A 26127-nucleotide genomic window follows, 5' to 3' on the forward strand; every position below is an offset into this window, starting at 1 on the left:
CACGATGAACCCCGACGTCGAGCGGGTGCTGCGCGAGGAGGCCCCGCAGGTGCTCGGCGCACTGGTGCGGCGGTTCGGCCGTTTCGACCTGGCCGAGGACGCGGTGCAGGAGGCCCTGCTGGCCGCTGACCGGAAGTGGGCGGACCAGGGGGTGCCCGAGGATCCGCGCTCCTGGCTGATCCGGGTCGGCTACCGCAGGATGGTCGACCTGCTGCGGTCGGAGCAGGCGCGGGCGCGGCGGGAGGAACGGGCCTCGGCGGCCGACGCCGACCTGCTCGATCCGGGGCGTCGTGCGGCGGTCCCGGGCGGTGACGACAGTCTGGCGCTGTTGTTGCTGTGCGCTCACCCCGCGTTGAACACGGCGTCCCAGGTGGCGTTGACGCTGCGTGCGGTGGGTGGTCTGACCACGGCGGAGATCGCGCACGCCCATGGGGTGGCTGAGGCGACGATGGGGACGCGGATCAGCAGGGCGAAGCAGCGGTTGGTGCGGGCGGGGGCGCGGTTCGCCCCGCCGGTGGACGCGGAGGACCGGGCGGCGCGCACGGCCGTGGTCATGCGTGTGCTGTACCTGGTCTTCAACGAGGGGTACACGGCCTCGGCCGGTGAGGAGCTCTCGCGGGTGGACCTGACCTCGGAGGCGGTTCGGTTGGCGCGGATGTTGCACGCGTCGTTGCCCGGGGACGCCGAGGTGACGGCGTTGTTGGCGCTGATGCTGTTGACGGGGGCGCGTGGTGCGTCGCGGGTGGGGGCCGACGGGGCCCTGGTGTCGTGGGAGGAACGGGACCGGTCCTCGTGGGACGCGGAGGCGATCGCGGAGGGCACCGCGCTGGTCGACGGGGTGTGGAACCAGCGGGAGGCGGGCCCGTACCAGGTGCAGGCGGCCATCGCGGCCGTGCACGCGGCGGCCGGGGCGGAGGGGGAGACGGACTGGGTGCAGATCGCCGTGCTGTACCTGTGGTTGGAGCGGTTGATGCCGACGGCGCCGGTGCGGTTGAGCCGGGTGGTGGCGGTCTCCCGTGCCTATGGGGCGGAGCGGGGGTTGGCGCTGTTGGACGACCTGGAGGGCCGTCACGGGATGCGGGGGGATCCGTTGGTCGCCAGGCGTGAGCGGATCGTGCGTGCCCATCTACTGGAGCGGACCGGTCGGGTGCGGGCGGCCGCGGATCTGTTCCGGGAGGCCGCTGACCTGGGGGCCAATCGGGTGGAGGAGCGGTATCTGAGGGGGCGCGCCGATCTTCTGGGGTGAGGGCCGGGCACCGTCGACCGTGGTGCCCGGCCCCCGCGGTCGGGGTCTCAGACGGTGAGATTGAGGACGAAGTCGAACTCGGCGAGCTGTCCGGTGCCGTCGTTGGTGACGTTCATCAGCAGGCGGGGGTCGAAGAGCATGTCGGTGCCGTTGCGCGGTTCGCCCGGGAAGTAGAGCTGGGTGGTGAGCACCGGCTGGTGGGGGGCCTGGACCTTGACGTGCAGGTGGCGGGTGCGGCCCGGGTAGAGGCCCGGGACGATGGTGGTGAGGGTGAAGGCGCCCTGGGCGTCGGTGAACTGGTGGCCCCGGTAGTCGTAGCCGACGTTGTCGTAGCCTCCGGCGTCGTCGGCCTGCCAGAAGTCGAGCAGGGCGCCGGGGACGGGTCGGCAGTCGCGGGTGAACACGTAACCGGACACGGCCAGGGCGAGTCCGGGGTGACCGGGCACGACCAGGTCGGTGCGCTGCGGGGAGTTCGGTTTGAAGTAGGGGCCCTCCATCTGCGGGGGTGTGGGGTCGTCGCCGTCGTCGCACTGGGGGGTGGGGGCCAGGGTGCGGCCGTGTTCGGCGGCTTCGCGCGCCAGTGTGGGTGTGGCGGTGGACAGCAGCGCGGCGGCGGGGGCCGCGACCAGGGCGGCTCTGAGCAGGCTCTTGCGGGTGGGGCCGTCCTGGTCGGGGTGGTCGTCGCTCTGGACCATGGGGTGCTCCTCGTGGGGGAAGAGAGGGGGAGGCGGGGGTGTGGCCGCACCTCCCTGCGGGTGAGCACGAGATTACGGTCCGTTCCGTGGGTGGGCGATGGACGGATCTCGGGGGGCGTGGTGTGTTTCTCAGGAGGTGGTGGGGGAGCCGTGGCGGAACCGTCCGGGGGTGGTGCCGGTCTCGCGGCGGAAGAACCGGCAGAAGTAGGCGGGGTCGTGGAAGCCGACGGTGCGGGCGATGGCGGCCACGGTGAGGTCGGTGCCGATCAGGAGCCGTTGGGCTTCCAGGGTGCGCGCGCCGCGCAGGAGTTCCCCGGGGGTGCGTCCGGTGGCGTGTTTGACCGCGTCGGCCAGGTGGCCGGGGGTCACTCCGAGGTGGGTGGCGGCCTGGGCCACGGTCATCCCGGCGGTGGTGTCGGGGCGGTCGAGCAGGCGCAGGAAGCGTTCCCCGAGGGCGTCGGTGCCGGGAAGCGTGGGCCGGGGGTCGCGGTCGTAGGCGCGGGCGGTGCGGGTGAGGAGGATGTGCAGGTAGGCGCGCAGGATCGAGGCCATGCCGGTGCGGCGGAAGCGGAACTCGTCCAGCATCTCGTCGAGGAGGGCGCTGATCTGCGCGGCGGTCTCGGCGGTGGGGGTGTGCCAGGGGCATTCGGCGGCCAGGCGGCGGAGGAGTTCGCGGTCCTGGGGGCGGTCCAGGAGGAAGGCGTCCTCCAGGAGCAGGACGTGGCCCTCCACGCCGTGGGCGCGGCCCCAGTGGTGGACCTGCCCGGCGGTGAGGATGCCGAGGTTGGGTGGGGTGATGGGCCATCGGCGCAGGTCGATGACGTGTTCGCCGGTGCCGGCGGTGACGTGGACGATCTCGTGGAAGGTGTGGCGGTGGGGGAAGGCCGCTCGGGACAGCGGGCCGATGGAGTCGAAGGTCCCGATGGCGAAGGGCAGGTGCCGCGGGGCGGGGACCTCCAGCCGGTGGAGTTCCAGGGGGGAGGCGGGGCGCATGGGCGCTCCCTACCCGGGTGCTGGGCCGCTACTCCGCGGAAACCGGTTGTCCGGGAGATGGAGGGGTGGCTAGGTTGGTGCCTCCCCTACGTGAGGACCGTGCGTACATGACGCCCCCCGCTCTTTGATCTGACTCATTCGCGCATCGCTGGCCGACGGTGACGTCGGCTCTGTTTCCTGTGCCTTCCGTCAGATCTTCAGAGAGATCATGTCCTCACATCTTCACAACGTGCTGCCCTGGGTCGTGCGGCGCTCCCGCCTGCCCCTGATCGCGCTGCCGTGCGTGGCCTGTCCGAGTACGCGTGCCACCACGGGTGCGGGCAGGTTCCGTGTCAACGCCAACGGCAAGCTCCTCGACGTGTGGCTGCTGGTCAACTGCGTGGCCTGTGACCGTACGGGCAAACTGACCGTCCACGACCGTGTTCCGGTGCGTTCGCTGGCGCCGGAACTCCTGGCTGGGTACACGGTCAACGCGTCGGCCCTGGTGGCCGCGGTCCTGTTGGATCCGTCGTTCGCCCGCCTCAACCGGTTCACGCTGGTGTGGGAGGGCCGCTGGGAGCTGTGCGCCCCGAAGCCACCCGAGAGTCCCTGGCCCCCGCGGTTCGAGGTCGTCTTCGAGGATCCGGTGCCGGTCCGTCCCGAACGGCTCCTGGCACACGGGTTGGGCCTCAGCCGAAGCGAGGTGGCGCGTCGGGTCGAGGCCGACGTGCCACTGAACCGGCGGACCGCACGAGGGTTCTCCTTCGTGCTGGTCTGACCGGCACACCGCGGGGCGTCGGGAGGGAACCGTGTGGTGTTCCCTCCCGGCCCTCGCTGGCCGGTCCGACGGCCCCCGTGACACGTGTCCCTGCCGCGGGTCCGGTGGTGGGTGAGGGCGGCCAGTGACGTGCGCTGTACACGGGCGGGGATTCGTGGCATCCTCGGAATTGGGCACTTGCCCAAGGCAATCGTCCAAAACGGATGCCCGCACTGAGGAAGAAGGGGAGTCGGGATGAGTACGGAACGGGGCCGACAGGTGCGCGAGCGCCTGCTCGGCGCGGCCAGCGCACTGATCGCGGAGGTCGGCTGGGGCGCGGTGAGCACACGGACGCTGGCCGAGCGCGCCGGGGTCGGTCCGGGGCTGGTGCACTACCACTACCCCTCGTTGAACGCCCTGCTCAACGAGGCCGCCCTGGCCACGATGGGTGCCGTGGCCGAGCGGACCGCCGAGCAGCTACAGGGGACCGGTCCCGATGAGGGGCTGGAGATGATGTTGGCGGCGCTGGACGTCTACCCCGGCGACGACCCCGTCTCCGCCCTGTTCGTCGAGGCCTACCTCGCCGCCGGGCGTGACGAGGAGCTGCGCCGGGGCATCACCGCACTCCTGGAACGCTTCCGCGCCCCGCTCACCGACTGGCTGCGGGCGGGCGGGGTCCCCGACCCCGAGGCCACCGCCCGGGTACTGGCCTCGGCCCTGGACGGGATCATGCTGCACCGGACGCTGGACCCGCGCCTGGACGCCGAGGCGGTGGGCCCGGTCCTGCGCCGTCTGTTGGTCCCCGCCCCCGTGAGCACCGGGGAGGACGCGTGAACGGCGTGCGCGGGCGCGCGGTCATCGTGGGCGCCGGGATCGCCGGGTTGGCCCTGGCCCAGCGCCTGGACCGGCACGGGTGGCGCGTGGTCGTGGTGGAGCGGGCGCCGGGCCCGCGACCGCAGGGGTACATGATCGACTTCTTCGGCCCGGGCTACGACGCCGCCGAGCGGATGGGGTTGGGGCCCCGTCTGCGCGAACTGGGCCACCACTTCACCGAGGCCTCCCTCGTGGACGAGCACGGTCGTCAGCGCGCCGCGGTCAGCTTCGCGCGCTTCGCCGAGGCCCTGGGCGGGGAGCTGGTCTCGATCATGCGCCCCGACCTGGAACGGGCCCTTCGGGAGTCGCTGCCCTCCCGGGTGGAGGTGCGCCACTCCACCTCCCCCGAGGCGGTCACCGATGACGGGGAGGTGGTGCGGGTGCGTCTGACCGGCGGTGAGGTGCTGGAGGCGGACCTGTTGGTGGGCGCGGACGGCATCCACTCCACCGTGCGGCGGCTGGTCTTCGGTGAGGAGGAGGGGTACCTGCGGCACCTGGGCTTCCACACCGGTGCGTTCACCTTCGAGGACTCCCGTGTGCACGCGGCGACCCGTGGGAGTTTCCGGCTCACCGACAGCCTGGGGGCGCAGATGGGGCTGTACGCGTTGGAGGGGGACCGGGTGGCGGCCTTCACCGTGCACCGCAGCCGGGACACCCGTCTGCCCCGGGACCCCAGGGAGGCGTTGCGCGCGGCGTGCTCGGGGTTGGGCTGGGTGGTTCCGCGCGCGTTGGAGCTGTGCCCGGAGCCCGGGAAGGTGTACTACGACCACGTCGCCCAGGTGGAGATGGACCGGTGGAGCCGGGGGCGCACGGTGCTGGTGGGTGACGCGTGTCAGGCGGTGTCGTTGCTCGCGGGCCAGGGCGCCTCGATGGGGGTGGGCGGGTCCTACGTGTTGGGGGAGGAGTTGGCCCGGGCGGACAGTGTCGGTGAGGGGCTGGATCGCTACGAACGGCGCTGGCGTCCGGTCGTGGAGGAGCGCCAGCGCACCGCCCGTTCGGGGACGTCCTGGTTCCTGCCGACCACCGCCGGGCGGTTGCGTGCGCGCCGGATGTTCCTGCGCCTGTCCGCACTGCCGGGCGTGGACCGGCTGGTGGCGACCTCCCTGTCGGGCAAGCCCACCCGGGTGGTGAAGGACCTGGTGCCGCTGGACGCCGAGGGGGACTGAGGGCCGTCTGGGACTCCACGGTGTTCCGGGGTGGCGTGGCGCGGGGGTGCCGGTGGCGTCACCGTGGTGGCCCTCGGGCCGCGGTAGCCGCCACGGTCGGCCGGTTCGGGACCGGCCGACCGTCCCGGGAGTCCGGGTCACCGTCGTCCGAAGGGCCGCTCCCGCACCGGGGCGGCGACGTGGCGGTCGCCGTTGAGCCACTCCTGGGTGTCGGCGTTGAGGTCGTGCGGGTATCCCGGCGTGTGGTCGGCCAGCGCGTCCAGCTCCGCCATGGTCTCCGGTGGCAGACCCAGGTCGAGGGCGCCGAGACTGTCCCGGAGCTGTTCGGTGCGGCTGGCGCCCAGGATGGGGTGGATGCGCGGTGAACGGTGCAGGGCCCAGGCGGTGGCCACCTGGGCGGGGGTGGCGCCCAGTTCCTGGGCGGTGCGGCGCAGGAGGCGGGCGGCCCGGTGCTGGCGTTCGGTGACGGTGTCCGGGTCGACCCGGACCGACCCCGGGGCGGCACGGGGGGTGTCGGTGTAGCGGCCCGAGAGCACCCCGGCGGCCAGGCCGTTGTAGGTGGCCACGCTGAGTCCGTGGGCGCGGGCCAGGGGCAGCAGGTCGCGTTCGATGTCGCGGTGGAGCGGGTTGTAGGGCACCTGGAGGGCGACGAACGGGGTCCACCCGTGGTGGCGGGCCAGGGTGTTGGCCTCGGCCACGACCCAGGCGGGCATGTTGGAGGCGCCCGTGTACAGGACCTTGCCCGCGCGCACGGCGTCGTCCAGGGCGCGCATGGTCTCCTCAAGGGGGGTGTACTCGTCCCAGGTGTGCACCCACAGCAGGTCGACGTGGTCGGTGCGCAGGTGGCGCAGGCTCCGTTCGAGTGAGCGGGTGAGGTTGCGGCGGTGACTGCCGCCGGAGTTGGCGTCGCTCGGGTCCCGGGGCAGGGTGAACTTGGTGGAGAGCACGAAGCGGTCGCGGCGCCCCTGGAGGAGTCCTCCCAGGAGCTGTTCGCTGTCGCCGTAGGCGGAGGCGGTGTCGATGAGGTTGCCGCCCGCGTCCTGGTAGAGGTCGACCGTGCGGCGGCTCTCTTCGGGGTCGGTGAAGGTCATGGTGCCCAGGAGGAGCTGGGAGACGCGTAGCCCCGAGGGGCCCAGGAGTTGGTGGCGCATGGGAAGAGTGTGCGCCGTGCGCGGGGCGGGAGGGAGACCGTGGTGATCCTGGCCCCGGCAGGGCCAGGATCGGAGAGGGGGCGCGCTCCTAGACTCGGCGTATGGATGACGGTGAGATGGGTGCGTTCCTTCGTGAGTGCCGGGAGGCGACCCCTCCTGGACGGGTGGGCCTGCCGGTGGGTCGGCGCCGCCGCACCCCGGGGTTGCGCCGGGAGGAACTGGCCACCGTTGCGGGGGTGAGCGTGGACTACCTGACCCGTCTGGAGCAGGGGCGCGACCGCAACCCCTCGCCGCAGGTGCTGGTGGCGTTGGCGGACGCGATGGGGTTGTCGGTGGGGGCCCGTGTGCGCCTGCGCAACCTGTCGAAGGCGGCCTCCGGCGCGGGTGCGCTGTGCCCGGGCGGGATGCCGCCGGAGCGGGGGGTGCGGGCGAGCACGCGGGCGATGTTGGAGCGGTTGGAGCCCGCCCCGGCGGCGTTGTTCAACCGGTTGGGGGAGGTGCTCGCGTACACGGCGGGGTACGAGCGCCTGATGGGGCCGCTGGGGTTGTTGGACGTGGAGGGTGACCAGCCCGCGAACCGGGTGTGGTTCGTCTTCGCTGACGACCGGGCCCGGCTGGCGTACCCGGACTGGGAGAGTGTGGCCGACGCGCGGTTGGCGGAGCTGCGCGCGGAGGCCGCCCCCGACGATCCGCACCTGGCACACCTGGTGGAGGAGTTGGAGATCGTGGGTGGGGCTCCCTTCACCGATCGGCTGGCGGCCCCGGCGTCGGTGCCGTCGAGCACAGGGGTGGAGCGGCTGGCGCATCCGGTGGCGGGTGAGGTGCGTCTGTCGTACGAGCGGTGGGACACCGAAGGGCAGTACCTGGTGGTGTACCTGCCCGCCGACGAGGTGTCGGCGGCGGCGTTGGACCGGCTCGACCACGTGCCGCTGCGTGTGGTGGGCGGGTGAGTCCGGAGGGTCGTACAGCTCGTTCACGACGACCGACCGGACGGGCGCACGGTGATCCGGGGCCTCCTGGGCGAGGACGCCGAGCGTGTGCCCGGTGGCGTCGGCGGCCCGGGGGGGGAGCGGGCTCGGCCGGGTCCGGTGGGGCGTGCGCACCGGGGCGCGGCATCACCACCGCCGGAGGGGACCCGTGGTCTCAGGGAGTCCGGGGCCGGGGCGCCTTGAGACCGTGGGTGGCGGCGTACTCCCGGGCCAGCCAGGGGGCGAGGTCCTCGATGAGCTCGCGCAGGTGGTCGGGGTCGGCGCTGGGGTTCCGGGCGGTGTGGGCGGCGGCGCGCATCTGCCGGTGGCGGTCGGGGTGGTAGTGGCCGAAGACGTCCGCCGCCAGGGTGAGGTCGCTGGTCCATCCGCCCCAGGACGGCATGACCAGGGTGAGTCCGGTGCGGGTGAGTCGGCGGGCCACGCCCCGGCTCAGGGCGCGGAGGTCGTCGTCGGTGGTGGCCTCGGCCAGTCGGGTGCGCCAGCGGGGCCGGGTCAGGTGCAGGTCGCCGTTGGTCTCGCGGGCCAGGAGGCTGGTGGGTCGGTACCGGGGTAGCCGTTCGCCCAGGTCGGGGCCGGTCAGAGGGGTGCACAGGCAGGCCACGAAGAACCCGGCGTCGTGCCGTTCGAGCGCGCTGGTCAGGCGGGGAACCCCGTCCAGGAGGATGCCGCCGCCGTTGACCTGGGGGAAGTCGGCGTCGATCTCCTCCTGGAGCGCGCGGGCCCGGTCGTGGTCGGTGGGGTCGGGGGCGGCGTGCAGGGCCACCAGGGCGTCCAGGTCCGAGACGCCGGGGACGGCGGTGCCCCGGGGGATGCTGCCGTACAGGTAGGCGCTGTGCATGCGGGCACCGAAGACCTCGTGGAGTCGGGTGCTCAGGGTCGCGACCACGGGGGTGAAGGCGGCGGGAACGCGGTCCGGGGAGCCTTCGCGGGCGATGGTGCCGTCGGGGCGGAGCCCCCGGACGGGGGGCGGCGGTGTCACGGTGGGGGCTCCGGGTCAGGTCAGCGGGTGCCAGGCCCACATGTTGGGTTCGAGGTAGGTGCCGCGGTCGGCGGCCAGGTCGATGGTGACGGGGGCCAGGGCCTCGTCCACGATGTGGCGACCGCTGCCGGGGAAGTCCATCCCGGCCCACTGGCGCCACTGGGCGACGGTGCCCTCCACGCGCATCGACTTCTCGCAGGGGTGGAGCAGGTGCGCGCCCAGGCGTTGGTGGGTGCGGAGCCAGGGGTCCGTGGCCAGCCCGTCGGCCTCGCGGGTCCAGCTGGCGTACTCCGCCATGGGGATCAGCGGGTAGCGGTGTTTGAGCGTGGGGCGCAGGGGTGCGGCCAGGGCGGTCAGTCCGTGTTCGGCGGCGTTGTCGCGCAGGGCCTGGGCCATGAGGGCGCTGACCCCGGCGCCCTGGTGGTGGATGGAGACCGCGATGTACAGGGCGGAGGCGATGGTGGGCGCGCGTCCGGCGTCCCTGTCCGCGAAGGCCTGTTCGAGGGCCCAGGCGAACCCCTCGTCGGGAAGTTCGTCGGGGGTGCCGTGCCAGGCCAGGGGGACGCTGTTGGCCCGGGCGATGACCTCGTCGCCGCGAACGAGGGCGAGCTGGTACTCGGCGAACTCCCGGGCCAGGCGGCCCCAGTACCTGTGGGCGACGGTGTCGTGGAACATCACCTCCGGGCCGGGGTTGAGCTCGGGGCGTTCCAGGACCTCGACGAGGTCGGGGCGCTGGGCCAGGGTCACGATCGGCATGCGTGCATCGTGGCAGGGCGCCGCTGGTGGGGCAAGCGGATTATCGCCGGTCAGGGGGGTGGGTCGGGGGTTCGGTAGTGCTGGCACCACTGCGGGAGGTGGGTGGGAGTGGACCCGCAAGAGGGTGTCAGCGTCATCGTCCCCGTCGTACCTACGGTTCTAGCGTTGGGTGTGTCAGAAAGCCTGGTGTACGAGGAACCTCGGGGAGAGCCATGATCGCGGCGGGCCCATCCACCATCCCGGCCCCGGAGCCGTTGCGGTACGAGCGGGCCCGGGGGTACGGGGTTCGTCTGTTGGCCTGCGACGGGACCGAGGACGGGCGGATCGTGGAGGAGTTGGGGGACGCGGCCACCGCGGACCACGTCGCGGTCCTGGTGCCGGGCAACGACAACTACCTGGGCAACTACTTCAACCAGAAGCGTGCGACGCGGCCGCGCGCCAACGGGGAGACCCTGTTGCGCACGATGCGTGAGGTGGCGCCGGGGGAGCGTGTGGCGGTGGTGGTGTGGGTGGGGTACCGCACCCCGCGCGGGTTCGGGGAGGCGGTCTCGCGTCGCCCGGCGATCGAGGGTGCGGCGGACCTGGTGCGGTTGACCCGGTTCCTGCCCGGCTCTGCGCGCGTGACGCTGGTGGGGCACAGTTACGGCACGGTGGTGTGCGGTCTGGCCCTGGGACGGGGGCGGGTCGGTGACTGCGTGGCGCTGGGCAGCCCGGGTATGGGGACGCGTTCGCGCGAGGAGCTGGGCTTCTCGGGGAACCTGTGGGCGGCGCGGGGCCCCAACGACTGGATCAGGTTCTTCCCCCGGGGGCACGTGGGCGAGATGGGGCACGGGCCCTCACCGATGCGGCGCGGGTACGGGGCGCGCGTGTTCGAGACCGGGGACATCCCGGGGCACTGCTCGTACTACCGGTCGGGCAGCGAGTCGGTGCGCAACATCGCCCGGATCGCGGTGGGCCGGTACGAGGAGGTGACGCCCGTGGCGGTGCCTCGGCCGCCTCGGCCGCGTCGGCCGCGTGAGGAGCGGGTGGCCGAGGCGGTGGTCTCGTGAACGGTGGACCGGTGATCCTGGCCGAGGGGCTGCGCAAGCTCTACCCGGGAGGCGGGGTGGCGCTGGACGGGGTGGACCTGGCGGTGGAGCCGGGCACCGTGCACGGGTTGTTGGGGCCCAACGGCGCGGGAAAGACGACGTCGGTGCGGGTGCTGGCGACCCTCCTGGGGTTCGACGGGGGCCGGGCCCGGGTGGCCGGGGCCGACGTCGCCTCGCAGGCCCGGCTGGTGCGTTCGCGGATCGGGTTCGTGGGGCAGTACGCGGCGGTGGACGAGATCCTCAGCGGGCGCCGCAACCTGGAGATGTTCGGTCGGCTCTACCACCTGGGGCGGCGGCGGTCGCGCGAGCGGGCCGCGGAACTGCTGGAGCGGTTCGACCTGACCGGGGCGGCCGACCGTTCGGTGCGTACGTACTCGGGTGGGATGCGCCGCCGGTTGGATCTGGCGGCGGGGTTGGTGCTGGATCCCCGTGTGCTGTTCCTGGACGAGCCCACGACCGGCCTGGACCCGCGCAGCCGGGCCGAGGTGTGGCGGGCGGTGCGGGAGCTGGTGGCGGGGGGTACGACGGTGCTGCTGACCACCCAGTACCTGGAGGAGGCCGACCGGTTGGCTGACCGGGTGTCGGTGCTGGACCGGGGACGGGTGATCGCTGAGGGCGGCCCGGAGGAGCTGAAGGCGCGGGTGGGCGGCGGCCGGGTGGAGGTCGTGGTGGCCGACGCCGAGGAGCTGCCGGTGGCGGTGGAGGTGCTGGGCCGGATGGCCGGGGCGCCGCCGGAGGTGGATCGGGACGCGTTGCGGGTGAGCGCCCCGGTGTGCGGGGGCGGTGCGGGGTTGACCAAGGTGGTGCGGGCTCTGGACGAGGCCGGGTTGGACGTGGAGGACATCGCGTTGCGGCGGCCGACGTTGGACGACGTGTTCCTGGGGCTGACCGGGCAGCACGGTGCGGGTGTCGGAGATGCGGAAGGGCGCGGAGCGGCGGAGGGGCGGTCATGACCGTGACGGGTACGGAGCGGGTCGCGGATCCGGTGCCGGTGGAGCGTGGACCCCGTGGGCCGCGTGCCTGGGCGGGGCGTGCGGGATGGGCGGTGGCCGATGCCGCCGTCGTGGCGCGCCGCTACCTGGCTCATCTGGTGTACAAGCCCGACGAGGTGGTCGGGACGCTGATGATCCCGGTGCTGGCGGTGCTGCTGTTCGGTTTCGTCTTCGGGGAGGCGATGGGCGCGGCCATGGGGGTGGGCGGTGAGGACTACCGCGACTTCCTGATGCCGGGGCTGTTCGCGCTGACGATGGCGTTCGGGATCGGGAACACGACGATCGCGGTGGTCACGGATGTGGGCCGGGGCGTGGTGGACCGGTTCCGGACGCTGCCGATGGCGCCCTCGGCGTTGTTGGTGGGACGGAGCATGGCCGACGTGGTCTCGGCTCTGGTGGACCTGGCGGTCCTCGTGGGGATGGGGCTGCTGGTCGGGTGGCAGTGGCACAACGGTCTGGGACCGGCGTTGGCGGCTCTGGGGTTGTTGTTGCTGCTGAGGTTGGCGTTCACGTGGATCGGGATCTACCTGGGGTTGCTGGTGCGCGGTCCCGAGGCGGCGATGAAGTTCTTCTCGCTGGTGTTCCCGTTGGCGATGGTGGCGGAGACGTTCGTGCCCACGGAGGTGATTCCGGCGTGGTTGGCTCCGGTGGCGGAGTGGAACCCGCTGTCGGCGACGGTGCTGGCCTGCCGTGAGCTGTTCGGGAACACCGCGGTGGTGAGTGAGTCGTGGGTGGCGCAGAACGCGTTGCTGATGGCGGTGGTGTGGCCGCTGGTGTTGATGGCGGTGTTCGTTCCGTTGGCGTCGCGGCGCTACCGGAAGCTGGGCCGCTGAACCCGTTCCGGTGTCGGGGTGTGCGCGCGGGGGCGCGCACCCCCCTTTCTCTTCGGGGTTGGCGGTGCACCCGGTGCGCGTCGGTGTTCCGGAGGGCGGGACGTGGGCCGGAGTGAGAGTGTCCGGACACCGGTCCGTGACGTTGGGGATGGCGGAGCGACACCGTGCGGCCCGGTTGGGGAGGGGCCGGTGGCGCGGACGGGGTTCACGTGTGGGTGGACAGGTGGTCCTCCAGCCGGGCGGCCCCGGCCAGGAGCGCGCGTCCTCGTGCGTCGAGCCGCCGGTGCCATCCGACCAGGGTCTCCTCCAGGGGTTGGAGGCCTCCGGCCGAGCGCACCTGGTCGATGAGCGGGGCGATCTGTCCCAGCGGGTGGCCGCCGCGCCGGAGTTGGTGGACCAGCTGGGCGTCGCGTACGGCGGCGGTGTCGTAGACCCGGTAGCCGGTCCGGGGGTCGCGGCGCGGGCGGACCAGTCCGGCCCGCTCCCACTTGCGCAGGGTGGCCGGTCGGATACCGAGGCGCTCCGCGAGCGGCCCGATGAAGGTGGCCCGGGGCTCGGGGGCCGTGGGGGTGAGCCCGGAGAGCACCGTGGTGGTCGGTCGGGGGGCCGCGGCGCGGTGGGCGTCCAGGTCGCGGAGCGCGTTCCGGACGGCGGTGAGGGTCCGGCGGTCGTCGAGGAGCTGGGCGTGGCTCAGGTCGATCTGGTGCAGGGCCTCCTCCACCCTGCCGTGGTTGACGGCCCGCATGATCTCCGCCGCCCGCTGGTGGCCGTGGCCGGGGAGCAGGGCCAGGAACGCGCGCAGGGCCGAGGCGTGCGGTGGGGTGTAGGTCCGGTATCCGTGGGGGGAGCGTTCGGCGGGCGGGAGGATGCCCTGCGCCTCGTAGTTCCTGACCGCCTGGGTGGAGAGGCCGTGCCGACGTGCCAGGTCGATCGGTCTCAGACGCACCCCGGTTTGAAGCTTCTCCGCCATATTCTCGATGCTAGCTCAGCAAAGTCTCCACCGGTGGTTCAGCGATAGCGTCGAAGGTATGGCTACGCACATGAAGGACACCGTCCACGAGTTCGGAGCGGCCTCGGTCATGGGGCTGCTCTCCGAACGGCCGCGCGTGCTCGCCCTGGGCGAGCCCACCCATGACGACGGCACACTGCTCTGGGCGCGCAACGACCTGTTCCGAGAACTCGTGGAACAGGAGGGGTACCGGACCATCGCCGTGGAGAGCGACTGCCTCAAGGGGCTGGTCGTGGACGAGTACGTCACCTCGGGCCACGGGACACTCGACGAGGTCATGGAGCGCGGGTTCAGCCACGGGTTCGGCGCCTACACCGCCAACCGCGCGCTGGTGCGGTGGATGCGCGCGTACAACGAGGGGCGTCCCGCCGGTGACCGTCTGCGCTTCGCCGGGTTCGACGGTCCGTTGGAGATCTCCGGGGCGGAGAGCCCCCGGCAGGCCCTGAGCGCCCTGTACGACTACCTCGCTGAGCAGGTCGAGGAGGAGATGCTGCCCTGTGCCGCCGGAACCCTCGACCGGCTGCTCGGCGCGGACGGACCGTGGGCCGACCCGGAGACGATGATGGACCCGGCGCGGTCGGTGGGGCGGTCGGCCGAGGCCGGTGCTCTGCGGTTGATCGCCGACGACCTCGTCGCGTTGCTGGACGCGCAGGCTCCGTACCTGCTGGAGGCGACCTCGCGCGCGGAACTGGAGCAGGCCGGGCTGTACGGGCGCACCGCCGTGGGGTTGTTGCGCTACCACCACTGGCTGGCCGACACCTCAGCCGCGCGCGTCAACCGGCTGTTGGGGGTGCGGGACCAGATGATGGCGCACAATCTCCTGGCCCTGGCCGAGCGCGGACCGGTGCTGGTGCACGCGCACAACTCCCACCTGCAACGGGAGCGGAGTTCGATGCGGATGTGGCAGGGGCTGATGGAGTGGTGGAGCGCGGGCGCGCTGGTGGCGGCTCGACTGGGGCGTGACTACGCGTTCCTGCCCACCGCGTTGGGCGCGCTGCGCCACCACGGAGTCGGGGAGCCGCCTGCGGGGAGTGTGGAGGGGGCGTTGTACGCGCTGGGTTCGGAGCGGTGTGTGGTGGACGCCGCCGGGTTGGCGCGGGTGCTGGGTGAGGGCGTACCCGAGCCCCGGGTGTCGCCGTGGTTCGGGTACGCCGCGTTGGATCCCGCGCACCTGGCGGGCGGTGACGGTCTGGTGTTCGTCCGGGAGGTCACCCCGTCGGAGGGCGCGGGCGGTGGGGAGCCTTCCGACGGGTAGGCGCGCCACGGGGTGCCGGTCGCGCCTACCCGTGGTGGCCGTGGGCGGGTCCCGGTGCGCGTCTGCTCAGGCGCGGGCCAGGTACTCGGCGAAGGTGGTGCGTCCCACGGCGTGCTCCGGGGTCAGGTGGGCTCCGGCGCGGTAGGCGGCGAAGATCGCTCCGGGCAGGCGCAGCGGAAGCAGGCGGCGCTCGGTGCCGGTGGCGTCCAGGTAGGCGCGGGCCAGGTCGTGGAAGGACTCCACCCGGGGTCCGCCCAGGTCGGGGACGCGTCCGGCGGGTTCCTCCTGGGCCAGGCGGGCCAGACGGAGGGCGACCTCGGCGGGGTCGACGGGCTGGACGTCGACGTCGGGGTAGGGCATCACGGGCATGCGGGCGGCGTGGGCGCAGACCGCGGCGACGAGCTGGTGGAACTGGGTGGCGCGCAGGACGGTCACGCCCAGGCCGGAGGCGAGCAGGGCCTCCTCGATGGTGTGCTTGGTCCGGTAGTAGCCCAGGGGGACCTGGTCGCAGCCGACGATGGAGACGTAGACCAGGTGGGTGACGCCGTTGGCCCTGGCGGCGCGCAGGAGGTGGGTGGCGGCCGGGATGTCGCCGCCGCTGGGGGTGCTGGCGCAGTGACTGGGGGTGCTGGCGCAGTGCACGACGGTGTCGACGCCGGTCAGGGCGGAGTCGAGTCCGTCTCCGGTGCGCAGGTCGACGGCGTGGGCGTTGGTGTCCTGGGGGTCGGGGTGGCGGCTGAGCGTGAGGATCCGGTGGTCGGTCTCGCGCAGTCGTTCCACCAGGGGTGTGCCGAGGGTTCCGGTGGCGCCGGTGACCAGGATCGTGCTCATGTGCCCACCTCCGCGGCCGTTGGCGTGTGTCCGAGGCGTCGGAGGTCCAAGCTAACACCGCACTGGTCCGCCTTTGGGGAGGTTTGATGGGATTTCGTGCTGCTTTGCCGAGGCATGGTGTGGGGGAACGTGCCTGTTCATCCTGGTACGCGAGTGAATCCTGGGATGGGGCGTCCGGTTAGAGTGCTGGGCAGCGTCGGCGCAGTGAGCGCCGACACACAGGGTGAAGGAGGGGTCCCATGCCGGGGGTCGTCGAGGAGCTGGTGGCCGCGATCGGGACCGAACAGGTGGTCACCGATCCCGCCGTGATGGAGGGCTACTCGCATGACGAGGCCGAGTGGGCGCCCTACGGTGCTCCGGCGGCGGTGGTCCGGCCCCGGGACACCTCCGACGTCGCGGAGGTGGTGCGGATCTGCGCGCGCGACGGGGTCGCGGTGGTCGGGCGCGGCGCCGGAACCGGGTTGTCGGGCGCGGCCAACTCCGGCCGGGGGTGGGTGGTGGTCTCCTTCGAGCGGATGAACCGGGTGCTGGAGGTGGACACCGTCCAGCAGACGGCCACGGTCCAGCCGGGCGTGGTCAACGACGACCTGCGGGCGCGGGTCGCCCAGGACGGTCTGTGGTACCCGCCGGACCCGGCCTCGGCGCCGTGGTCGACGATCGGCGGGAACGTGGCCACCAACGCCGGCGGGCTGTGCTGCGTGAAGTACGGGGTCACCCGGGACTACGTGCTGGGCATGGAGGCCGTGGTGGGAGCCGGTGAGGTGGTGCGGCTGGGCCGGACCACCGCCAAGGGGGTGACCGGGTACGACCTGGCCGGACTCATGGTGGGTTCGGAGGGCACGCTGGGCCTGGTCACCGAGGTGACGCTGCGTCTGGTGCCGCTGCGCCGGGGCGTGGAGCACACGGTGGTCGGCTACTTCGACTCGCTGACCGACGCCGGGCGGGCGGTGGCGGCGGTGTCCGCCGCGGGGATCGTGCCCTCGGCGCTGGAGCTCATCGACCGGTTCTGCCTCCAGGCGGTGGACGAGTGGAAGAACATGGGCCTGTCCGCCGAGGGCGAGGTGCTGCTGCTGGCCCGCAGCGACCTGCCCGGTGCCTCGGGGCAGGAGGAGGCCGACCGCATCCTGGAGTGTTTCGAGCGGGAGAAGGCGGTCTACGCGGTGCGCTCCACCGACGAGGAGGAGGCCGAGGCGCTCTTCCAGGCTCGGCGGCTGGCCTACCCGGCGCTGGAGCGGTTGGGTCCGTTGCTGACCGAGGACGTGTGCGTGCCCAAGGCCCGGGTTCCGCACATGCTGGAGGCGATCGAGGCGGCCGGGGAGCGGTTCGACACCAGGATCGGCAACATCGCGCACGCCGGTGACGGGAACCTGCACCCCCTGTTCATCGTCCCGGCCGGTGACGAGGAGGCCAAGCGGCGGGCCAAGCAGGCGTTCGAGGTGATCGTGGACGAGGCCCTCGCCGTGGGCGGAACGGTCACCGGCGAGCACGGGGTGGGCCTGCTGAAGATGCGCGGCGCCGCCGACGAACTGGGGCCGCACGTGCTGGCGATGCACCGGGCGGTCAAGGGCGCCTTGGACCCCCGGGGGATCTTCAACCCGGGCAAGGTCTTCGCTCTGGAGGAGGAGGCCTGAGCCCGGGAGCGGACTCCGGGTGAGAACGGGGGGTGCGGGTCGTCGGGGTGTCCCGGGCGGCCCGCACACGGGTGCGGGCGGCGACCCTGGTTCACACGGTGCGGGCGTAGTCGTCCAGGAGGGCGGCGGCGGTGAGCATGGCCCGTGAACGCTGGGTGAGTTCGTCCGCGCGCTGGTCCAGGGCGGTGTGCAGGGCCCGGCTGTGTCCGCTGCGGCGCAGTTCGTGGATGACCGGCGGGATGTCCGGGAGCGGGTAGCGGACCTGGCGCAGCAGGTGCACCATGCGGGCCTCGCGCACGTCGGCGGGGGAGTACAGGCGGTACCCGGTGGGGTGTTCGCGCTGAGGGGCGAGCAGCCCGGCGTCCTCCCACACACGCAGGGTGGAGGTGCGTACGCCCAGGTGGGCGGCGAGCTCTCCGATGCGCAGATCGCCGTCGGGGGCGGCGGGTGCCTCGGGGGCGCGATCGGCGACCGCCGCCAGGGCCCGGCCGGTGGCGTGCAGGGCGGTGCGCTGTTCGTGCAGGGTGTGGTGGGCGGCGTCGATCAGCGCCAGCGCCGCGGGCAGGTCGTGTTCGTGCACGGCGGCCATGACGTCGCGCGCGGTGGCGCCGCCGAACCCGGCGCTCAGGGCTCGGAAGGTGAGCAGGGCCCGGCGGTGCAGGTCGGTGAGGATCCGGTAGCCGGAGGCGGTGCGGCCGGTCGGGGGGAGGACGCCCTCGTCGGCGTGGTTGCGCACCTGCTGGGTGGAGATTCCGGCGGCCCGCGCGAGGTCGATGGGGCGGAGGCGGTCAGTGGGCGCGTCCAAGGTGGGTTCCTCCCGGGCTGTGGGTGATCAGGATAGGGCGCCGTCCCGGGTCCGGTGGGGGAGGCGGTCACGCGTGTGCCCGAGGATCCGGGCCGTCGGCGGGGAGCGGCGGATCCTCTAACGCAGGCCCGCCTCGTAGGCGAGCAGACCGGCCTGGGTGCGGTTGTCGCAGCCCAGCTTCTCCAGCAGGCGGGACACGTGGCCCTTCACGGTGGCCTCGGACAGGAACAGGCGTCTGGCGATCTGACCGTTGGTCAGGCCTTCGCCCAGACCGGTCAGGACCTCGGTCTCGCGTTCGGTCAGGGAGGCCACCAGGGTGGCGCGGTCCAGGTGGTCGGTCCGGGCCGTGTGGGCGGTGCCGAGCAGACGGCGGGTGGCCTCGGGGGACATGACGGTGTGCCCCAGGGCGGCCACCCGGACGAGGGAGGCGAGGTCCTCGGGCGGGGTGGACTTGAGCAGGAATCCGGTGGCGCCCGCGTTCAGGGCCTTCAGCACGTACTCGTCCGCGTCGAAGGTGGTCAGGGCGACCACGACCGGGGGCGAGGGCACGGCGGTGATCTCCTGGGTGGCGCCGATGCCGTCCAGGACGGGCATGCGCAGGTCCATGAGGACGAGGTCGGGTTCGTGCTGGCGGACGGCGTCGAGGGCGGCGCGGCCGTCGTGGGCCCGGTCGACGACGGAGATGTGGGGGTCCACGCCCAGGATGGTGGCCAGGTGGGCGCAGACGATCGGGTCGTCGTCCACGATCAGCACGCGGACGGGTCGGGTGGGCTGGCTGTTCAAGGGTGCTGGCCTTCGTCGGTCGTAGGGGGCGCGTGCGCGGGGGGTCTGCGGGTGAGGGGGACGTGGGAGGGGAGTTCGGCGCGCACCTGGAACCCGCCCCGGGGCGTGGGTGCGGAGTCGAGGAGCCCGCCGAGGAGTTCCACCCTGCGGCGTAGCCCGGACAGGCCCCGGGCCGAGCCGGAGGAGACCAGGGCCGGGTCGGGGGCGCCGGTGGGCGCGGTGTTGGTGACGCGGACCAGCACCGTGGTGGGGCCGTGGTCGAGATGGACCCGTACCCGGGAACCGGGAGCGTGTTTGCGCACGTTGGTGAGGGCCTCCTGGACGACACGGTGCAGGGTCGCGGCGACCAGGGGTGAGGCCTGCCCGGGGTCGCCTCGGGTGTCCAGGTCCACGGTGGTCCCGGCGCCGCGCGCGTCCTCCACGAGCTGGCGGGGGTCGGGGGCGAGGTCATGGGAGGGGAGGTCGTGTCCGGTGGAGAGCACACCGGTGAGGTCGCGGAGTTCGGCCAGGGCGCGGTGACCCGTGGCACGCAGTTCCTCCGCGGCGGTGCGCACGGCGTCATCGGGCGCGGTCACGCGCAGGGCTCCGGCCTGGAGCACGATGAGGCTGACCCGGTGGGTGACGACGTCGTGCATCTCGGTGGCCAGGCGGGCGCGTTCGTCCGCGCGGGCCTGGCGGGCGAGCAGGTGCCGTTCGTTCTCGGCGCGCCGGGCCCGTTCCCGCAGCGCCTCGACCAGCCGGCGGTGGGTGGACAGGTAGAGGGCCAGGGCGGCGGCCAGGTCCACGAAGAGCACGGTGCGTACGCCGGTGCCGCTGATGGTGGTGGGGTCGGCTGCCAGCAGGCTGACCAGGACCAGGGCGGCGAAGGGAAGCCAGAACCGGCGGTCGGGCGGGGTGTGCAGGGCCGCCGCGTAGGCGGCGAAGGGCGCGGTGGGTGGGAACCAGGCCAGGGCGAGGCCGGTGTCGGGGCCGAAGAGCGGGCCGGTGCACAGGCTGGCCGTGACGGCGGCGAGTCCGGCGGCGGTGGCGGCCCACAGCACGGCGAGGGGGTGCGTGCGCCGCCACAGCAGGGTGACCGAGAGGAGGAGGCAGGCGGTCAGGACCGCTGCGGACGGGACGGGGGAGTCGGGTGGGACCGTGCGGGCCAGGGCGGTCCCCATGGCGGCGCTGATCCCGACGGCGGCCAGGTCCGGCAGGGTGTGCCGGTCGGGGGTGGGCAGGCCGAGTCGCATGGGTTCAGCCTAGGGCGGGAGCCGTGGGCAGGGCGCGCTTCGGCCGGTGATCACGACGAAGGTCGGGGGTGAGTGGGGCGCCACTGTCTTTCGTCGGGGGTGTCCCCCGACGACCGGCGCTGGTGGGCGTGGGGCGGGTCCGGTGGACTGGAAGGGTCGGGCGGACACCGGGGGAACCCTGAGGACGTGCGGTGTCCGAGGGAGAGGGGGAGCTGTGGCAGATTCGGGGTATGGACGACGAACTCACCCCGGTGCTGGAGGCGGTGGGGCCGCGGTTGCGGTCCCTGCGCAGGGAACGGGGCACCACGCTGGCAGGGTTGTCGGAGCAGACGGGGATCTCGGTGAGCACCCTGTCCCGGCTGGAGTCGGGGCAACGGCGTCCCACCCTGGAACTCCTGCTGCCGCTGTCCCGCGTGTACGAGGTGCCCCTGGACCGGCTGGTGGGACAGCCCCCGGTGCGCGACCCCCGGGTCCAGCGCGGGGCGTTCGTCCGCCACGGGGTCACCTACGTCCCCCTCAACCGCAGGCCGGGCGGACTCCAGGCCTACCGGATCACCAACCCGACGCCGAACGCCCCGCTCACCGTTCCGGCCGACCAGCTCGAACAGCGCACCCACGAGGGGCACGACTGGCTGTACGTCCTGGAGGGGCGGTTGCGGCTGGTCCTGGGCGACCACGACATGGTGTTGGAGGCCGGGGAGGTCGCGGAGTTCGACACCCGTATCCCGCACGCGCTGGCCAACCCCGGGCCGGGCCCGGTCGAGTACCTGGGCCTGTTCGGGCCGCAGGGTGAACGCGCGCACGTGCGGGTGCGCCCCCGGCAGGACTCGGGAAAAAGGGGGGAACCGGGCGAGGAGTGAACGGCGTCTCAGTGGGTGGAGAGCCGCACTGAGAGGAAGAATCACCCATGTCTGGTGGCACCCTGGCGATCATGGCGATCGCCGTCGTCATCATCATCGCGATCGTGGTGATGTCCTCGGCCGCCGAACGGCGGCGGTCGGAGGCCCTGGAAGGCTGGGCCGGGGAGCGGGGCTGGAGGTACGACCGGGAGCGGCCGGAGCTGGTCGACCGGTTCTCCGGGACCCCCTTCCAGTCGGGGCGCTCCAACGCCAAGGCCCGGCACGTGCTGACGGCCGACCACCGGGGGCACCGGGTCCTGGCCTTCGAGTACTCGTACACCACGACCAGCCACAACGGCCAGCAGCCGATCACCATCGCGCACAGCTATGGTGTCGTGACCGTGGGCACGCCGCGCACCCCCGTGATGGAGATCAGGAACGCACACCTCGGGCAAACCCTGCTGAAGCTGTTGGGCATGCACGAGTTCCAGGCGGGCGACCCGGCCTTCGACAACATCTTCTGGATCGCCACAGAGGACAGCGCCTTCGCCCTGGCCGTGCTGGCACCGGAGGTGCGGGCGTGGCTGTTGGAACGCGCCGAGCAGCGGATTCCGTTCCGGTTCACCGGCGACCACCTCCTGACCTGGTTCACGGGCACCCTGGAGCCCGAGGACGCGGTGTCCTCCGCCGACACCCTGATCGACCTGCTGGAGAAGGTCCCCTCCCAGGCCTGGGAGGGGACACCGAGCTGAGCTCAGGGCCGCAGGTGGGGCGGGAATCCGGTCCATCGCAGCTCGTCGGGCAGGTGGGTGAGGTCGTTGAGGGTGACCACCGAGGCCGGGCTGTGTGGGGCGTAGCGGATGACGGTCAGTCCGGCGTTGGCGGCTCCCACGCTCACCCACCGCCAGGGCGGCGCGTCCAGCGCCGCCGTGACCAGCCAGGCCACGAGGTAGGCGTGGGTGATGACCACCTCGCGGCGTTCCGTCTCGCCCTGCGCGGGGCCGGTGAGAAGCTCCAGCGCCCTTCGGCCCAGGTCGGGGGAGCGCTCGGCGGGTGGGACGCGGTCAAGGAAGTCGAGGACGCCGTCGGCGTGGGTGGCGGGTAGTTCGCGGCGTTCGGGCAGGTGGGGGGCGTAGTCCCCGGCCTCGGGGAGCTCCTCCGGGGTCACGCCCTCCAGGTGGGAGGCCACCAGGTGGGCGGTGAGCGCGGCACGCGGCAGCGGGCCGTGCCGGAGCGTGTGGGGTGCGAAGCCGCTCAGCCGGGCCCCGAGCAGGTCGGCCTGGAGACGTCCGGTGTCGGTGAGCTCTCCGGTGTCCGGGTCGGCCTGGGCGTGGCGGGCCAGGTACAGGTGTCGGGTCGCGGCCATGGGAGGCCCTTTCCGGGTGAGGTGCTGGGGGCGTCCTCCCTAGGACGCCCCGGCGCAGCGCGTGGTTCGTGCCGGGGCGTCCGTGCCGCTCCGAGAGCCGTACACCGGGGCGTGGGGGCGCCGCGCGGACCGAACCGGCGGCGGTACGTGAGTGGAGGGGGCTGGGCGGGTAGGCCCGCACGTGTCAGCGGACCCGTTCGGGTCCGCGCACCCGAGGATCACAGGGGGACACGATGGCTGACCCACTCACCGGACGCCGGGTGGCGATTCTCGCCGCGGACGGGGTCGAGCAGGTGGAGCTGGTCCAACCGCGCCAGGCGCTGGTCGAGGCTGGCGCCCAGGTGGATCTGGTCTCGTTGCGTGAAGGGCAGATCCAGGCGATGAACGGGGACATCGAACCCGCCGACCGGTTCACGGTGGACCGGGTGGTGTCCGAGGTCGGTGTCAACGACTACGAGGCGCTCGTGGTTCCTGGCGGCACGATCAATCCGGACAACCTGCGGTCGGACGCCGACGCGGTGCGGCTCGTGCGCGACTTCGTGGCCCGGGGCAAGCCGGTCGCGGCGATCTGCCACGGGCCCTGGGTGCTGGTGGAGGCCGACGTGGTGCGGGGTCGCACCGTCACCTCCTTCCCCAGCATCCGCACCGACATCCGCAACGCCGGGGGAACCGTGGTGGAGGAGGAGGTGGTCACGGACCACGGTGTGACCACCAGCCGCAACCCGGACGACCTGCCCGCGTTCTGTGCGCGGATCGTCCGGGAGTTCGCCGCCTGACCCTTCCGGGTCCGGGGACCGTCCGTACACGGCCGAGGGGCCGCGATCCGCGTGTGCGGTTCGCGGCCCCTCGGGCTGCGGCTGGTGTGGCTACTCCGACTCGGGATCGTCGGGGTGGCGTCGCAGGTGGATGACGGCCGCGACGAGGCCGCCCCAGAGCACGGTGATGGAGATGACCATCATGATGATGGCGCTGGTTGTCATCAGCGGTCCTCTTCCTTGTCCTTGTCGAAGGCCGGGGTGGTCGCGCCGGAGGGCGTGATGTCGTTGGGCTCCTCCAGTTGGACGGGGTGGCCGTCCTCCTCCGCGGCGGTGCGCTCCGCGTCGTGGCTGGCGATCACGTCGGCGCGCTTCCACGGGACGCAGGAGATGACGATGCCGAAGACGATGGCGCCGATGGCCACGCCCCAACCGGCGACCAGGAGGAAGCCTTCCGGGTAGCCCTCGTAGTTGGAGGTGAGCTCGGTGCGCAGGCTGTCCCACATCATGAAGCCGAGCAGGATCGGGGTGATGCCGCCCAGGGCGATCTTCCACCACCAGTCGAGCTTGACCGAGGACACGGCGTTGGCGTGCCGCTCGAACATGGGCAGCTTGCGCAGCAGCCACCCGAACACCAGGACCATCACGAGACCGGCGAGCGCGATGCCGTACTGGTTGATGAAGTGGTCGAAGGTGTCGAGGAAGTACAGGCCCTCGGGGGTCGGGAAGAGCAGGATCGAGGCCAGCGCGGTGGCTCCGCCGACCAGCAGCACGGTCTGGACGCGCCCCAGGCCGGTGCGGTCCTGCACCGCCGAGACGATCACCTGGACGATGCTGATCAGTGAGGTGATACCCGCGATGACCAGGCTGGCGAAGAAGAGCACGCCGAAGAACGCCCCGCCCAGGGGCAGCGTGGAGATGATCTGCGGGAAGGCGACGAAGGCCAGGCCGATTCCGGCGGTGGCGACCTCGTCGACGTTGGTGCCCGCGGCCGTGGCCATGAAGCCCAGGGCGGCGAACACGCCGATTCCGGCCAGGAGCTCGAAGGAGCTGTTGGCGAAGCCCGCGACCATGGCGGAACCGGTCAGGTTGGCCTTGCGCTTCAGGTAGGAGGCGTAGGTGACCATGATGGCGAAGCCGATGGACAGGGAGAAGAAGATCTGTCCGTAGGCGGCGATCCACACACCGCCGTCCAGCATGGCGGACCAGTTCGGGGTGAACAGGGCGTTGAGGCCCTCCACCGCCCCGTCCAGTGTGAGCGCCTGCACGACCAGCAGCAGGAAGAGCACCACCAGCAGCGGGATGAAGATCTTGTTGGCCTTCTCGATGCCCTTGCGCACGCCCAGGGCGAGCACGGTCAGGACGACGATCCACACGGCCACCAGGGGCCAGGCGACGCCCCCCACGAACCCGGAGACCATGCCGGGGCCGTCGCTGACCTGGAGGAAGTCGTTGAAGAAGAACCCGTCCGGGTCGTCCCCCCACTGCTGTCCGACGGAGAACCAGGTGTAGCGCACACCCCAGGCCACGATGACGGCGTAGTAGATGGCGATGACGAAGCAGATGGCCACCTGCCACCATCCGATGGCCTCGGCCGGGCGGAAGACGCGCCGGTAGGACAGCGGAGCCGAGGAACGGTACCGGTGTCCGATGCTGTACTCGAGGATGAGCAGCGGGATACCCGCGGTCAGCAGAGCGATGAGGTACGGGATGAGGAAGGCTCCGCCCCCGTTTTCGTAGGCGACGTAGGGGAATCGCCAGATGTTGCCGAGTCCGATGGCCGATCCGATCGCGGCCATCAGGAATCCCGCGCGCGTCCCCCACTGCTCGCGAGGCTGTTGCCCCATGTTCAGGTCTCCTAAATCATCCCGTAGTTCGCGATCCGCACCGTAGCAGGATTTGTGCCTTTGAGCATTGTTGGAGCAGGTCCGCGCGCTGAATGTCGTCGTCCGGTCGGCCTTTGGTGCGGGATCGTCCAGCTCCCGCACCGGGGACTCCGGGCAAGTCCCGCTTACCTTTCACGTTCAGCGCCCCTCACCCGGAGGGTGGGGACGCCGGTTCAGGCGTCACGGTGTCGTGGGCGCGGACGCAGCCGCGCGTTGGGCAGGTCGGGGGCGGGCAGCGCCGCGCCGTCGTCGGCGCGTACCGGGTCGAACCGGAAGCCCTCACCCGGCTCGTGCCCTTCGCGCTGCTCCTCCCAGTCCGCTCGGGCGCGCACGATCTCGTCGTGGTCGCGGCCCACGAAGTTCCACCACATCACCAGGTCCTCGGAGAAGGGTTCGCCGCCGATGAGGAGCACGTGGGTGCGCTCGGTGGCGTGGAACTCGACGCCGTCCCGGCCGGGGCCCAGGTAGAGGAGGGAGCCGGGGACGACCCGGTGACCGTGGGCGTGCACGGGGGCGTCCAGGGGCAGCAGGCCGTGTTCGAACCCGGCCTGGACGGGCAGGGTGACGGTCCCGCCCGCCTCGACGACGATCTCGGCGCCGATCAGGGGTGTGTGGGTGCGCGCGGGTGAGCGGTGGCCCCCGAGTTCGCCCATGATCACGGTGACCCGGGCGCCGGGCAGGGAGAACCCGGGCAGGTCGGCGTGGTGTTCGAAGTGGGCGGGGCCCTGGCGGTCGTGCCCGGGCAGGGCCACCCACAGCTGTGCTCCCTGGAGGAGGTCGGGTGCCTGCTCGGGGGTGCGTTCGGAGTGGGCGATGCCGTTGCCGGCGGTCATGAGGTTGAGCTGGCCGGGGCGGACCAGCTGGTCGGAGCCGAGGCCGTCCAGGTGGTGGACGGTGCCCTGGACCAGCCAGCTCACCGTCTGCAGGCCGATGTGGGGGTGGGGCGGCACCTGCATGCCGGGGCCGGTGCTGACGTCGGCGGGTCCGTAGACGTCGGCGAAGCACCAGGCACCGACCATGCGGCGGTTCCTGCCGGGGAGGGCGCGGTGGACGAGCATGGCGCGCGGTCCTCCGAGGGGGACCTCGCGTGGTTCGAGGAGTTCGGTGTCGGGTTCGGGGCCGGTGCGGTCGGCCTCGCAGACCTGTCGTTCGGTGGGGTGGGGTTCGACGTTGCTCACCCGGTCGACGCTAGTCCAGCCGGGGTGCTGACGCACGTGGGCGGGGGTGTGGCGGGTGAG

General features: G+C 72.5%; 27 protein-coding genes. 13 read left to right on the top strand and 14 right to left on the bottom strand.

Translation table 11 applies throughout. The features are described from left to right. Positions 1 to 4: 4 nt before the first annotated feature. Positions 5 to 1246: an RNA polymerase sigma factor gene (locus tag AC0VYM_RS15790; RefSeq protein ID WP_475452796.1), complete on the top strand. Its 1242-nt coding sequence runs from the start codon at positions 5 to 7 to the stop codon at positions 1244 to 1246. Positions 1247 to 1293: 47 nt separating this feature from the next. On the opposite strand, the gene AC0VYM_RS15795 is transcribed toward AC0VYM_RS15790, so the two are convergent. Together AC0VYM_RS15795 and AC0VYM_RS15800 are read right to left on the bottom strand one after the other, a co-directional pair. Beyond that, on the bottom strand, positions 1294 to 1941 hold the full coding sequence (locus AC0VYM_RS15795; protein WP_475452798.1) for a dioxygenase family protein: 648 nt from the start codon (positions 1939 to 1941) through the stop codon (positions 1294 to 1296). Positions 1942 to 2070: 129 nt separating this feature from the next. Beyond that, complete coding sequence (locus AC0VYM_RS15800; RefSeq protein ID WP_475452800.1) at positions 2071 to 2934, bottom strand: helix-turn-helix transcriptional regulator; 864 nt, start codon at positions 2932 to 2934, stop codon at positions 2071 to 2073. 208 nt (positions 2935 to 3142) lie between these two features. On the opposite strand from AC0VYM_RS15800, the gene AC0VYM_RS15805 reads away from it, so the two are divergent. The 3 genes from AC0VYM_RS15805 to AC0VYM_RS15815 all read left to right on the top strand — a co-directional run bounded on the left by AC0VYM_RS15805 (position 3143) and on the right by AC0VYM_RS15815 (position 5709). Further along, positions 3143 to 3691 carry a DUF1062 domain-containing protein gene (locus AC0VYM_RS15805; protein WP_475452802.1) on the top strand — a complete coding sequence of 183 codons (549 nt, stop codon included), beginning with the start codon at positions 3143 to 3145 and terminating at the stop codon, positions 3689 to 3691. Between the two features lie 234 nt (positions 3692 to 3925). Beyond that, the gene (locus AC0VYM_RS15810; protein ID WP_475452804.1) at positions 3926 to 4504 is read left to right on the top strand and encodes a TetR/AcrR family transcriptional regulator; all 579 of its coding nucleotides are present in this window, start codon (positions 3926 to 3928) and stop codon (positions 4502 to 4504) included. Then, the gene (locus AC0VYM_RS15815; RefSeq protein WP_475452806.1) at positions 4501 to 5709 is read left to right on the top strand and encodes an FAD-dependent oxidoreductase; all 1209 of its coding nucleotides are present in this window, start codon (positions 4501 to 4503) and stop codon (positions 5707 to 5709) included. The genes AC0VYM_RS15810 and AC0VYM_RS15815 overlap by 4 nt, the downstream gene beginning before the upstream one ends. A gap of 137 nt (positions 5710 to 5846) precedes the next feature. Here AC0VYM_RS15815 and AC0VYM_RS15820 read toward each other — a convergent pair whose 3' ends face one another. Beyond that, positions 5847 to 6860 carry an aldo/keto reductase gene (locus AC0VYM_RS15820; RefSeq protein WP_475452808.1) on the bottom strand — a complete coding sequence of 338 codons (1014 nt, stop codon included), beginning with the start codon at positions 6858 to 6860 and terminating at the stop codon, positions 5847 to 5849. A 101-nt stretch (positions 6861 to 6961) separates the two neighbouring features. Here AC0VYM_RS15820 and AC0VYM_RS15825 point away from each other — a divergent pair, with 101 nt between their 5' ends. After that, positions 6962 to 7810: a helix-turn-helix domain-containing protein gene (locus AC0VYM_RS15825; RefSeq protein ID WP_475452810.1), complete on the top strand. Its 849-nt coding sequence runs from the start codon at positions 6962 to 6964 to the stop codon at positions 7808 to 7810. Positions 7811 to 8003: 193 nt separating this feature from the next. On the opposite strand, the gene AC0VYM_RS15830 is transcribed toward AC0VYM_RS15825, so the two are convergent. Both AC0VYM_RS15830 and AC0VYM_RS15835 read right to left on the bottom strand, forming a co-directional pair. After that, a complete protein-coding gene (locus tag AC0VYM_RS15830; protein ID WP_475452812.1) occupies positions 8004 to 8828 on the bottom strand; it encodes a nucleotidyltransferase family protein in 825 nt (274 codons plus the stop codon). 15 nt (positions 8829 to 8843) lie between these two features. Then, on the bottom strand, positions 8844 to 9584 hold the full coding sequence (locus tag AC0VYM_RS15835; RefSeq protein WP_475452814.1) for a hypothetical protein: 741 nt from the start codon (positions 9582 to 9584) through the stop codon (positions 8844 to 8846). 212 nt (positions 9585 to 9796) lie between these two features. Between AC0VYM_RS15835 and AC0VYM_RS15840 the strand changes: the two genes are divergently transcribed. From AC0VYM_RS15840 to AC0VYM_RS15850, 3 genes are read left to right on the top strand one after another with little or no spacing between them, the layout of a single operon-like run. Further along, positions 9797 to 10633: an alpha/beta hydrolase gene (locus tag AC0VYM_RS15840; protein ID WP_475452816.1), complete on the top strand. Its 837-nt coding sequence runs from the start codon at positions 9797 to 9799 to the stop codon at positions 10631 to 10633. Continuing rightward, positions 10630 to 11625, top strand: coding sequence for an ATP-binding cassette domain-containing protein (locus AC0VYM_RS15845; protein ID WP_475452818.1), 996 nt, complete (start codon positions 10630 to 10632; stop codon positions 11623 to 11625). Before AC0VYM_RS15840 ends, AC0VYM_RS15845 begins: the two co-directional genes overlap by 4 nt. Next, positions 11622 to 12497, top strand: a complete 876-nt coding sequence (locus AC0VYM_RS15850; RefSeq protein WP_475452820.1) for an ABC transporter permease — start codon at positions 11622 to 11624, stop codon at positions 12495 to 12497. The genes AC0VYM_RS15845 and AC0VYM_RS15850 overlap by 4 nt, the downstream gene beginning before the upstream one ends. A gap of 205 nt (positions 12498 to 12702) precedes the next feature. Here AC0VYM_RS15850 and AC0VYM_RS15855 read toward each other — a convergent pair whose 3' ends face one another. After that, the gene (locus AC0VYM_RS15855) at positions 12703 to 13467 is read right to left on the bottom strand and encodes a TioE family transcriptional regulator (RefSeq protein WP_475452822.1); all 765 of its coding nucleotides are present in this window, start codon (positions 13465 to 13467) and stop codon (positions 12703 to 12705) included. Between the two features lie 58 nt (positions 13468 to 13525). Between AC0VYM_RS15855 and AC0VYM_RS15860 the strand changes: the two genes are divergently transcribed. After that, a complete protein-coding gene (locus tag AC0VYM_RS15860) occupies positions 13526 to 14761 on the top strand; it encodes an erythromycin esterase family protein (RefSeq protein ID WP_475452824.1) in 1236 nt (411 codons plus the stop codon). A 66-nt stretch (positions 14762 to 14827) separates the two neighbouring features. On the opposite strand, the gene AC0VYM_RS15865 is transcribed toward AC0VYM_RS15860, so the two are convergent. Further along, complete coding sequence (locus tag AC0VYM_RS15865) at positions 14828 to 15592, bottom strand: SDR family oxidoreductase (RefSeq protein WP_475452826.1); 765 nt, start codon at positions 15590 to 15592, stop codon at positions 14828 to 14830. A gap of 239 nt (positions 15593 to 15831) precedes the next feature. Between AC0VYM_RS15865 and AC0VYM_RS15870 the strand changes: the two genes are divergently transcribed. Next, entirely contained in the window at positions 15832 to 17223 is a 1392-nt protein-coding gene (locus AC0VYM_RS15870; RefSeq protein ID WP_475452828.1) for an FAD-binding oxidoreductase, read from the top strand. Between the two features lie 91 nt (positions 17224 to 17314). On the opposite strand, the gene AC0VYM_RS15875 is transcribed toward AC0VYM_RS15870, so the two are convergent. The 3 genes from AC0VYM_RS15875 to AC0VYM_RS15885 form a co-directional block, all read right to left on the bottom strand. Beyond that, positions 17315 to 18028: a MerR family transcriptional regulator gene (locus tag AC0VYM_RS15875; protein WP_475452830.1), complete on the bottom strand. Its 714-nt coding sequence runs from the start codon at positions 18026 to 18028 to the stop codon at positions 17315 to 17317. 117 nt (positions 18029 to 18145) lie between these two features. Beyond that, a complete protein-coding gene (locus AC0VYM_RS15880; protein WP_475452832.1) occupies positions 18146 to 18811 on the bottom strand; it encodes a response regulator in 666 nt (221 codons plus the stop codon). Further along, entirely contained in the window at positions 18808 to 20043 is a 1236-nt protein-coding gene (locus AC0VYM_RS15885) for a sensor histidine kinase (protein ID WP_475452834.1), read from the bottom strand. The genes AC0VYM_RS15880 and AC0VYM_RS15885 overlap by 4 nt, the downstream gene beginning before the upstream one ends. A gap of 230 nt (positions 20044 to 20273) precedes the next feature. Between AC0VYM_RS15885 and AC0VYM_RS15890 the strand changes: the two genes are divergently transcribed. Together AC0VYM_RS15890 and AC0VYM_RS15895 are read left to right on the top strand one after the other, a co-directional pair. After that, entirely contained in the window at positions 20274 to 20903 is a 630-nt protein-coding gene (locus AC0VYM_RS15890; RefSeq protein WP_475463057.1) for a helix-turn-helix domain-containing protein, read from the top strand. A gap of 47 nt (positions 20904 to 20950) precedes the next feature. Continuing rightward, positions 20951 to 21634, top strand: coding sequence for a hypothetical protein (locus tag AC0VYM_RS15895; RefSeq protein WP_475452835.1), 684 nt, complete (start codon positions 20951 to 20953; stop codon positions 21632 to 21634). A gap of 2 nt (positions 21635 to 21636) precedes the next feature. Here AC0VYM_RS15895 and AC0VYM_RS15900 read toward each other — a convergent pair whose 3' ends face one another. Continuing rightward, the gene (locus tag AC0VYM_RS15900; protein WP_475452837.1) at positions 21637 to 22248 is read right to left on the bottom strand and encodes a histidine phosphatase family protein; all 612 of its coding nucleotides are present in this window, start codon (positions 22246 to 22248) and stop codon (positions 21637 to 21639) included. Positions 22249 to 22481: 233 nt separating this feature from the next. Here AC0VYM_RS15900 and AC0VYM_RS15905 point away from each other — a divergent pair, with 233 nt between their 5' ends. Beyond that, positions 22482 to 23024, top strand: coding sequence for a type 1 glutamine amidotransferase domain-containing protein (locus AC0VYM_RS15905; RefSeq protein ID WP_475452839.1), 543 nt, complete (start codon positions 22482 to 22484; stop codon positions 23022 to 23024). Between the two features lie 90 nt (positions 23025 to 23114). Here AC0VYM_RS15905 and AC0VYM_RS15910 read toward each other — a convergent pair whose 3' ends face one another. The 3 genes from AC0VYM_RS15910 to AC0VYM_RS15920 form a co-directional block, all read right to left on the bottom strand. Further along, complete coding sequence (locus tag AC0VYM_RS15910) at positions 23115 to 23228, bottom strand: methionine/alanine import family NSS transporter small subunit (protein ID WP_475452841.1); 114 nt, start codon at positions 23226 to 23228, stop codon at positions 23115 to 23117. Continuing rightward, positions 23228 to 24850: a sodium-dependent transporter gene (locus AC0VYM_RS15915; protein ID WP_475452842.1), complete on the bottom strand. Its 1623-nt coding sequence runs from the start codon at positions 24848 to 24850 to the stop codon at positions 23228 to 23230. Before AC0VYM_RS15915 ends, AC0VYM_RS15910 begins: the two co-directional genes overlap by 1 nt. A 212-nt stretch (positions 24851 to 25062) precedes the next feature. Beyond that, positions 25063 to 26067, bottom strand: coding sequence for a pirin family protein (locus AC0VYM_RS15920; RefSeq protein ID WP_475452844.1), 1005 nt, complete (start codon positions 26065 to 26067; stop codon positions 25063 to 25065). Between the last annotated feature and the right edge of the window lie 60 nt (positions 26068 to 26127).

This window comes from Nocardiopsis sp. iso_237, assembly GCF_056173345.1.

Excerpts from the sequence above, each read along its gene's own strand:
- AC0VYM_RS15790 (WP_475452796.1), top strand. The coding sequence starts at position 5 with ATGAACCCCGACGTCGAGCGGGTGCTGCGCGAGGAGGCCCCGCAGGTG.
- AC0VYM_RS15795 (WP_475452798.1), bottom strand. The coding sequence starts at position 1,941 with ATGGTCCAGAGCGACGACCACCCCGACCAGGACGGCCCCACCCGCAAG.
- AC0VYM_RS15800 (WP_475452800.1), bottom strand. The coding sequence starts at position 2,934 with ATGCGCCCCGCCTCCCCCCTGGAACTCCACCGGCTGGAGGTCCCCGCC.
- AC0VYM_RS15805 (WP_475452802.1), top strand. The coding sequence starts at position 3,143 with ATGTCCTCACATCTTCACAACGTGCTGCCCTGGGTCGTGCGGCGCTCC.
- AC0VYM_RS15810 (WP_475452804.1), top strand. The coding sequence starts at position 3,926 with ATGAGTACGGAACGGGGCCGACAGGTGCGCGAGCGCCTGCTCGGCGCG.
- AC0VYM_RS15820 (WP_475452808.1), bottom strand. The coding sequence starts at position 6,860 with ATGCGCCACCAACTCCTGGGCCCCTCGGGGCTACGCGTCTCCCAGCTC.
- AC0VYM_RS15825 (WP_475452810.1), top strand. The coding sequence starts at position 6,962 with ATGGATGACGGTGAGATGGGTGCGTTCCTTCGTGAGTGCCGGGAGGCG.
- AC0VYM_RS15835 (WP_475452814.1), bottom strand. The coding sequence starts at position 9,584 with ATGCCGATCGTGACCCTGGCCCAGCGCCCCGACCTCGTCGAGGTCCTG.
- AC0VYM_RS15840 (WP_475452816.1), top strand. The coding sequence starts at position 9,797 with ATGATCGCGGCGGGCCCATCCACCATCCCGGCCCCGGAGCCGTTGCGG.
- AC0VYM_RS15850 (WP_475452820.1), top strand. The coding sequence starts at position 11,622 with ATGACCGTGACGGGTACGGAGCGGGTCGCGGATCCGGTGCCGGTGGAG.
- AC0VYM_RS15855 (WP_475452822.1), bottom strand. The coding sequence starts at position 13,467 with ATGGCGGAGAAGCTTCAAACCGGGGTGCGTCTGAGACCGATCGACCTG.
- AC0VYM_RS15860 (WP_475452824.1), top strand. The coding sequence starts at position 13,526 with ATGGCTACGCACATGAAGGACACCGTCCACGAGTTCGGAGCGGCCTCG.
- AC0VYM_RS15865 (WP_475452826.1), bottom strand. The coding sequence starts at position 15,592 with ATGAGCACGATCCTGGTCACCGGCGCCACCGGAACCCTCGGCACACCC.
- AC0VYM_RS15870 (WP_475452828.1), top strand. The coding sequence starts at position 15,832 with ATGCCGGGGGTCGTCGAGGAGCTGGTGGCCGCGATCGGGACCGAACAG.
- AC0VYM_RS15885 (WP_475452834.1), bottom strand. The coding sequence starts at position 20,043 with ATGCGACTCGGCCTGCCCACCCCCGACCGGCACACCCTGCCGGACCTG.
- AC0VYM_RS15890 (WP_475463057.1), top strand. The coding sequence starts at position 20,274 with ATGGACGACGAACTCACCCCGGTGCTGGAGGCGGTGGGGCCGCGGTTG.
- AC0VYM_RS15895 (WP_475452835.1), top strand. The coding sequence starts at position 20,951 with ATGTCTGGTGGCACCCTGGCGATCATGGCGATCGCCGTCGTCATCATC.
- AC0VYM_RS15900 (WP_475452837.1), bottom strand. The coding sequence starts at position 22,248 with ATGGCCGCGACCCGACACCTGTACCTGGCCCGCCACGCCCAGGCCGAC.
- AC0VYM_RS15905 (WP_475452839.1), top strand. The coding sequence starts at position 22,482 with ATGGCTGACCCACTCACCGGACGCCGGGTGGCGATTCTCGCCGCGGAC.
- AC0VYM_RS15910 (WP_475452841.1), bottom strand. The coding sequence starts at position 23,228 with ATGACAACCAGCGCCATCATCATGATGGTCATCTCCATCACCGTGCTC.
- AC0VYM_RS15915 (WP_475452842.1), bottom strand. The coding sequence starts at position 24,850 with ATGGGGCAACAGCCTCGCGAGCAGTGGGGGACGCGCGCGGGATTCCTG.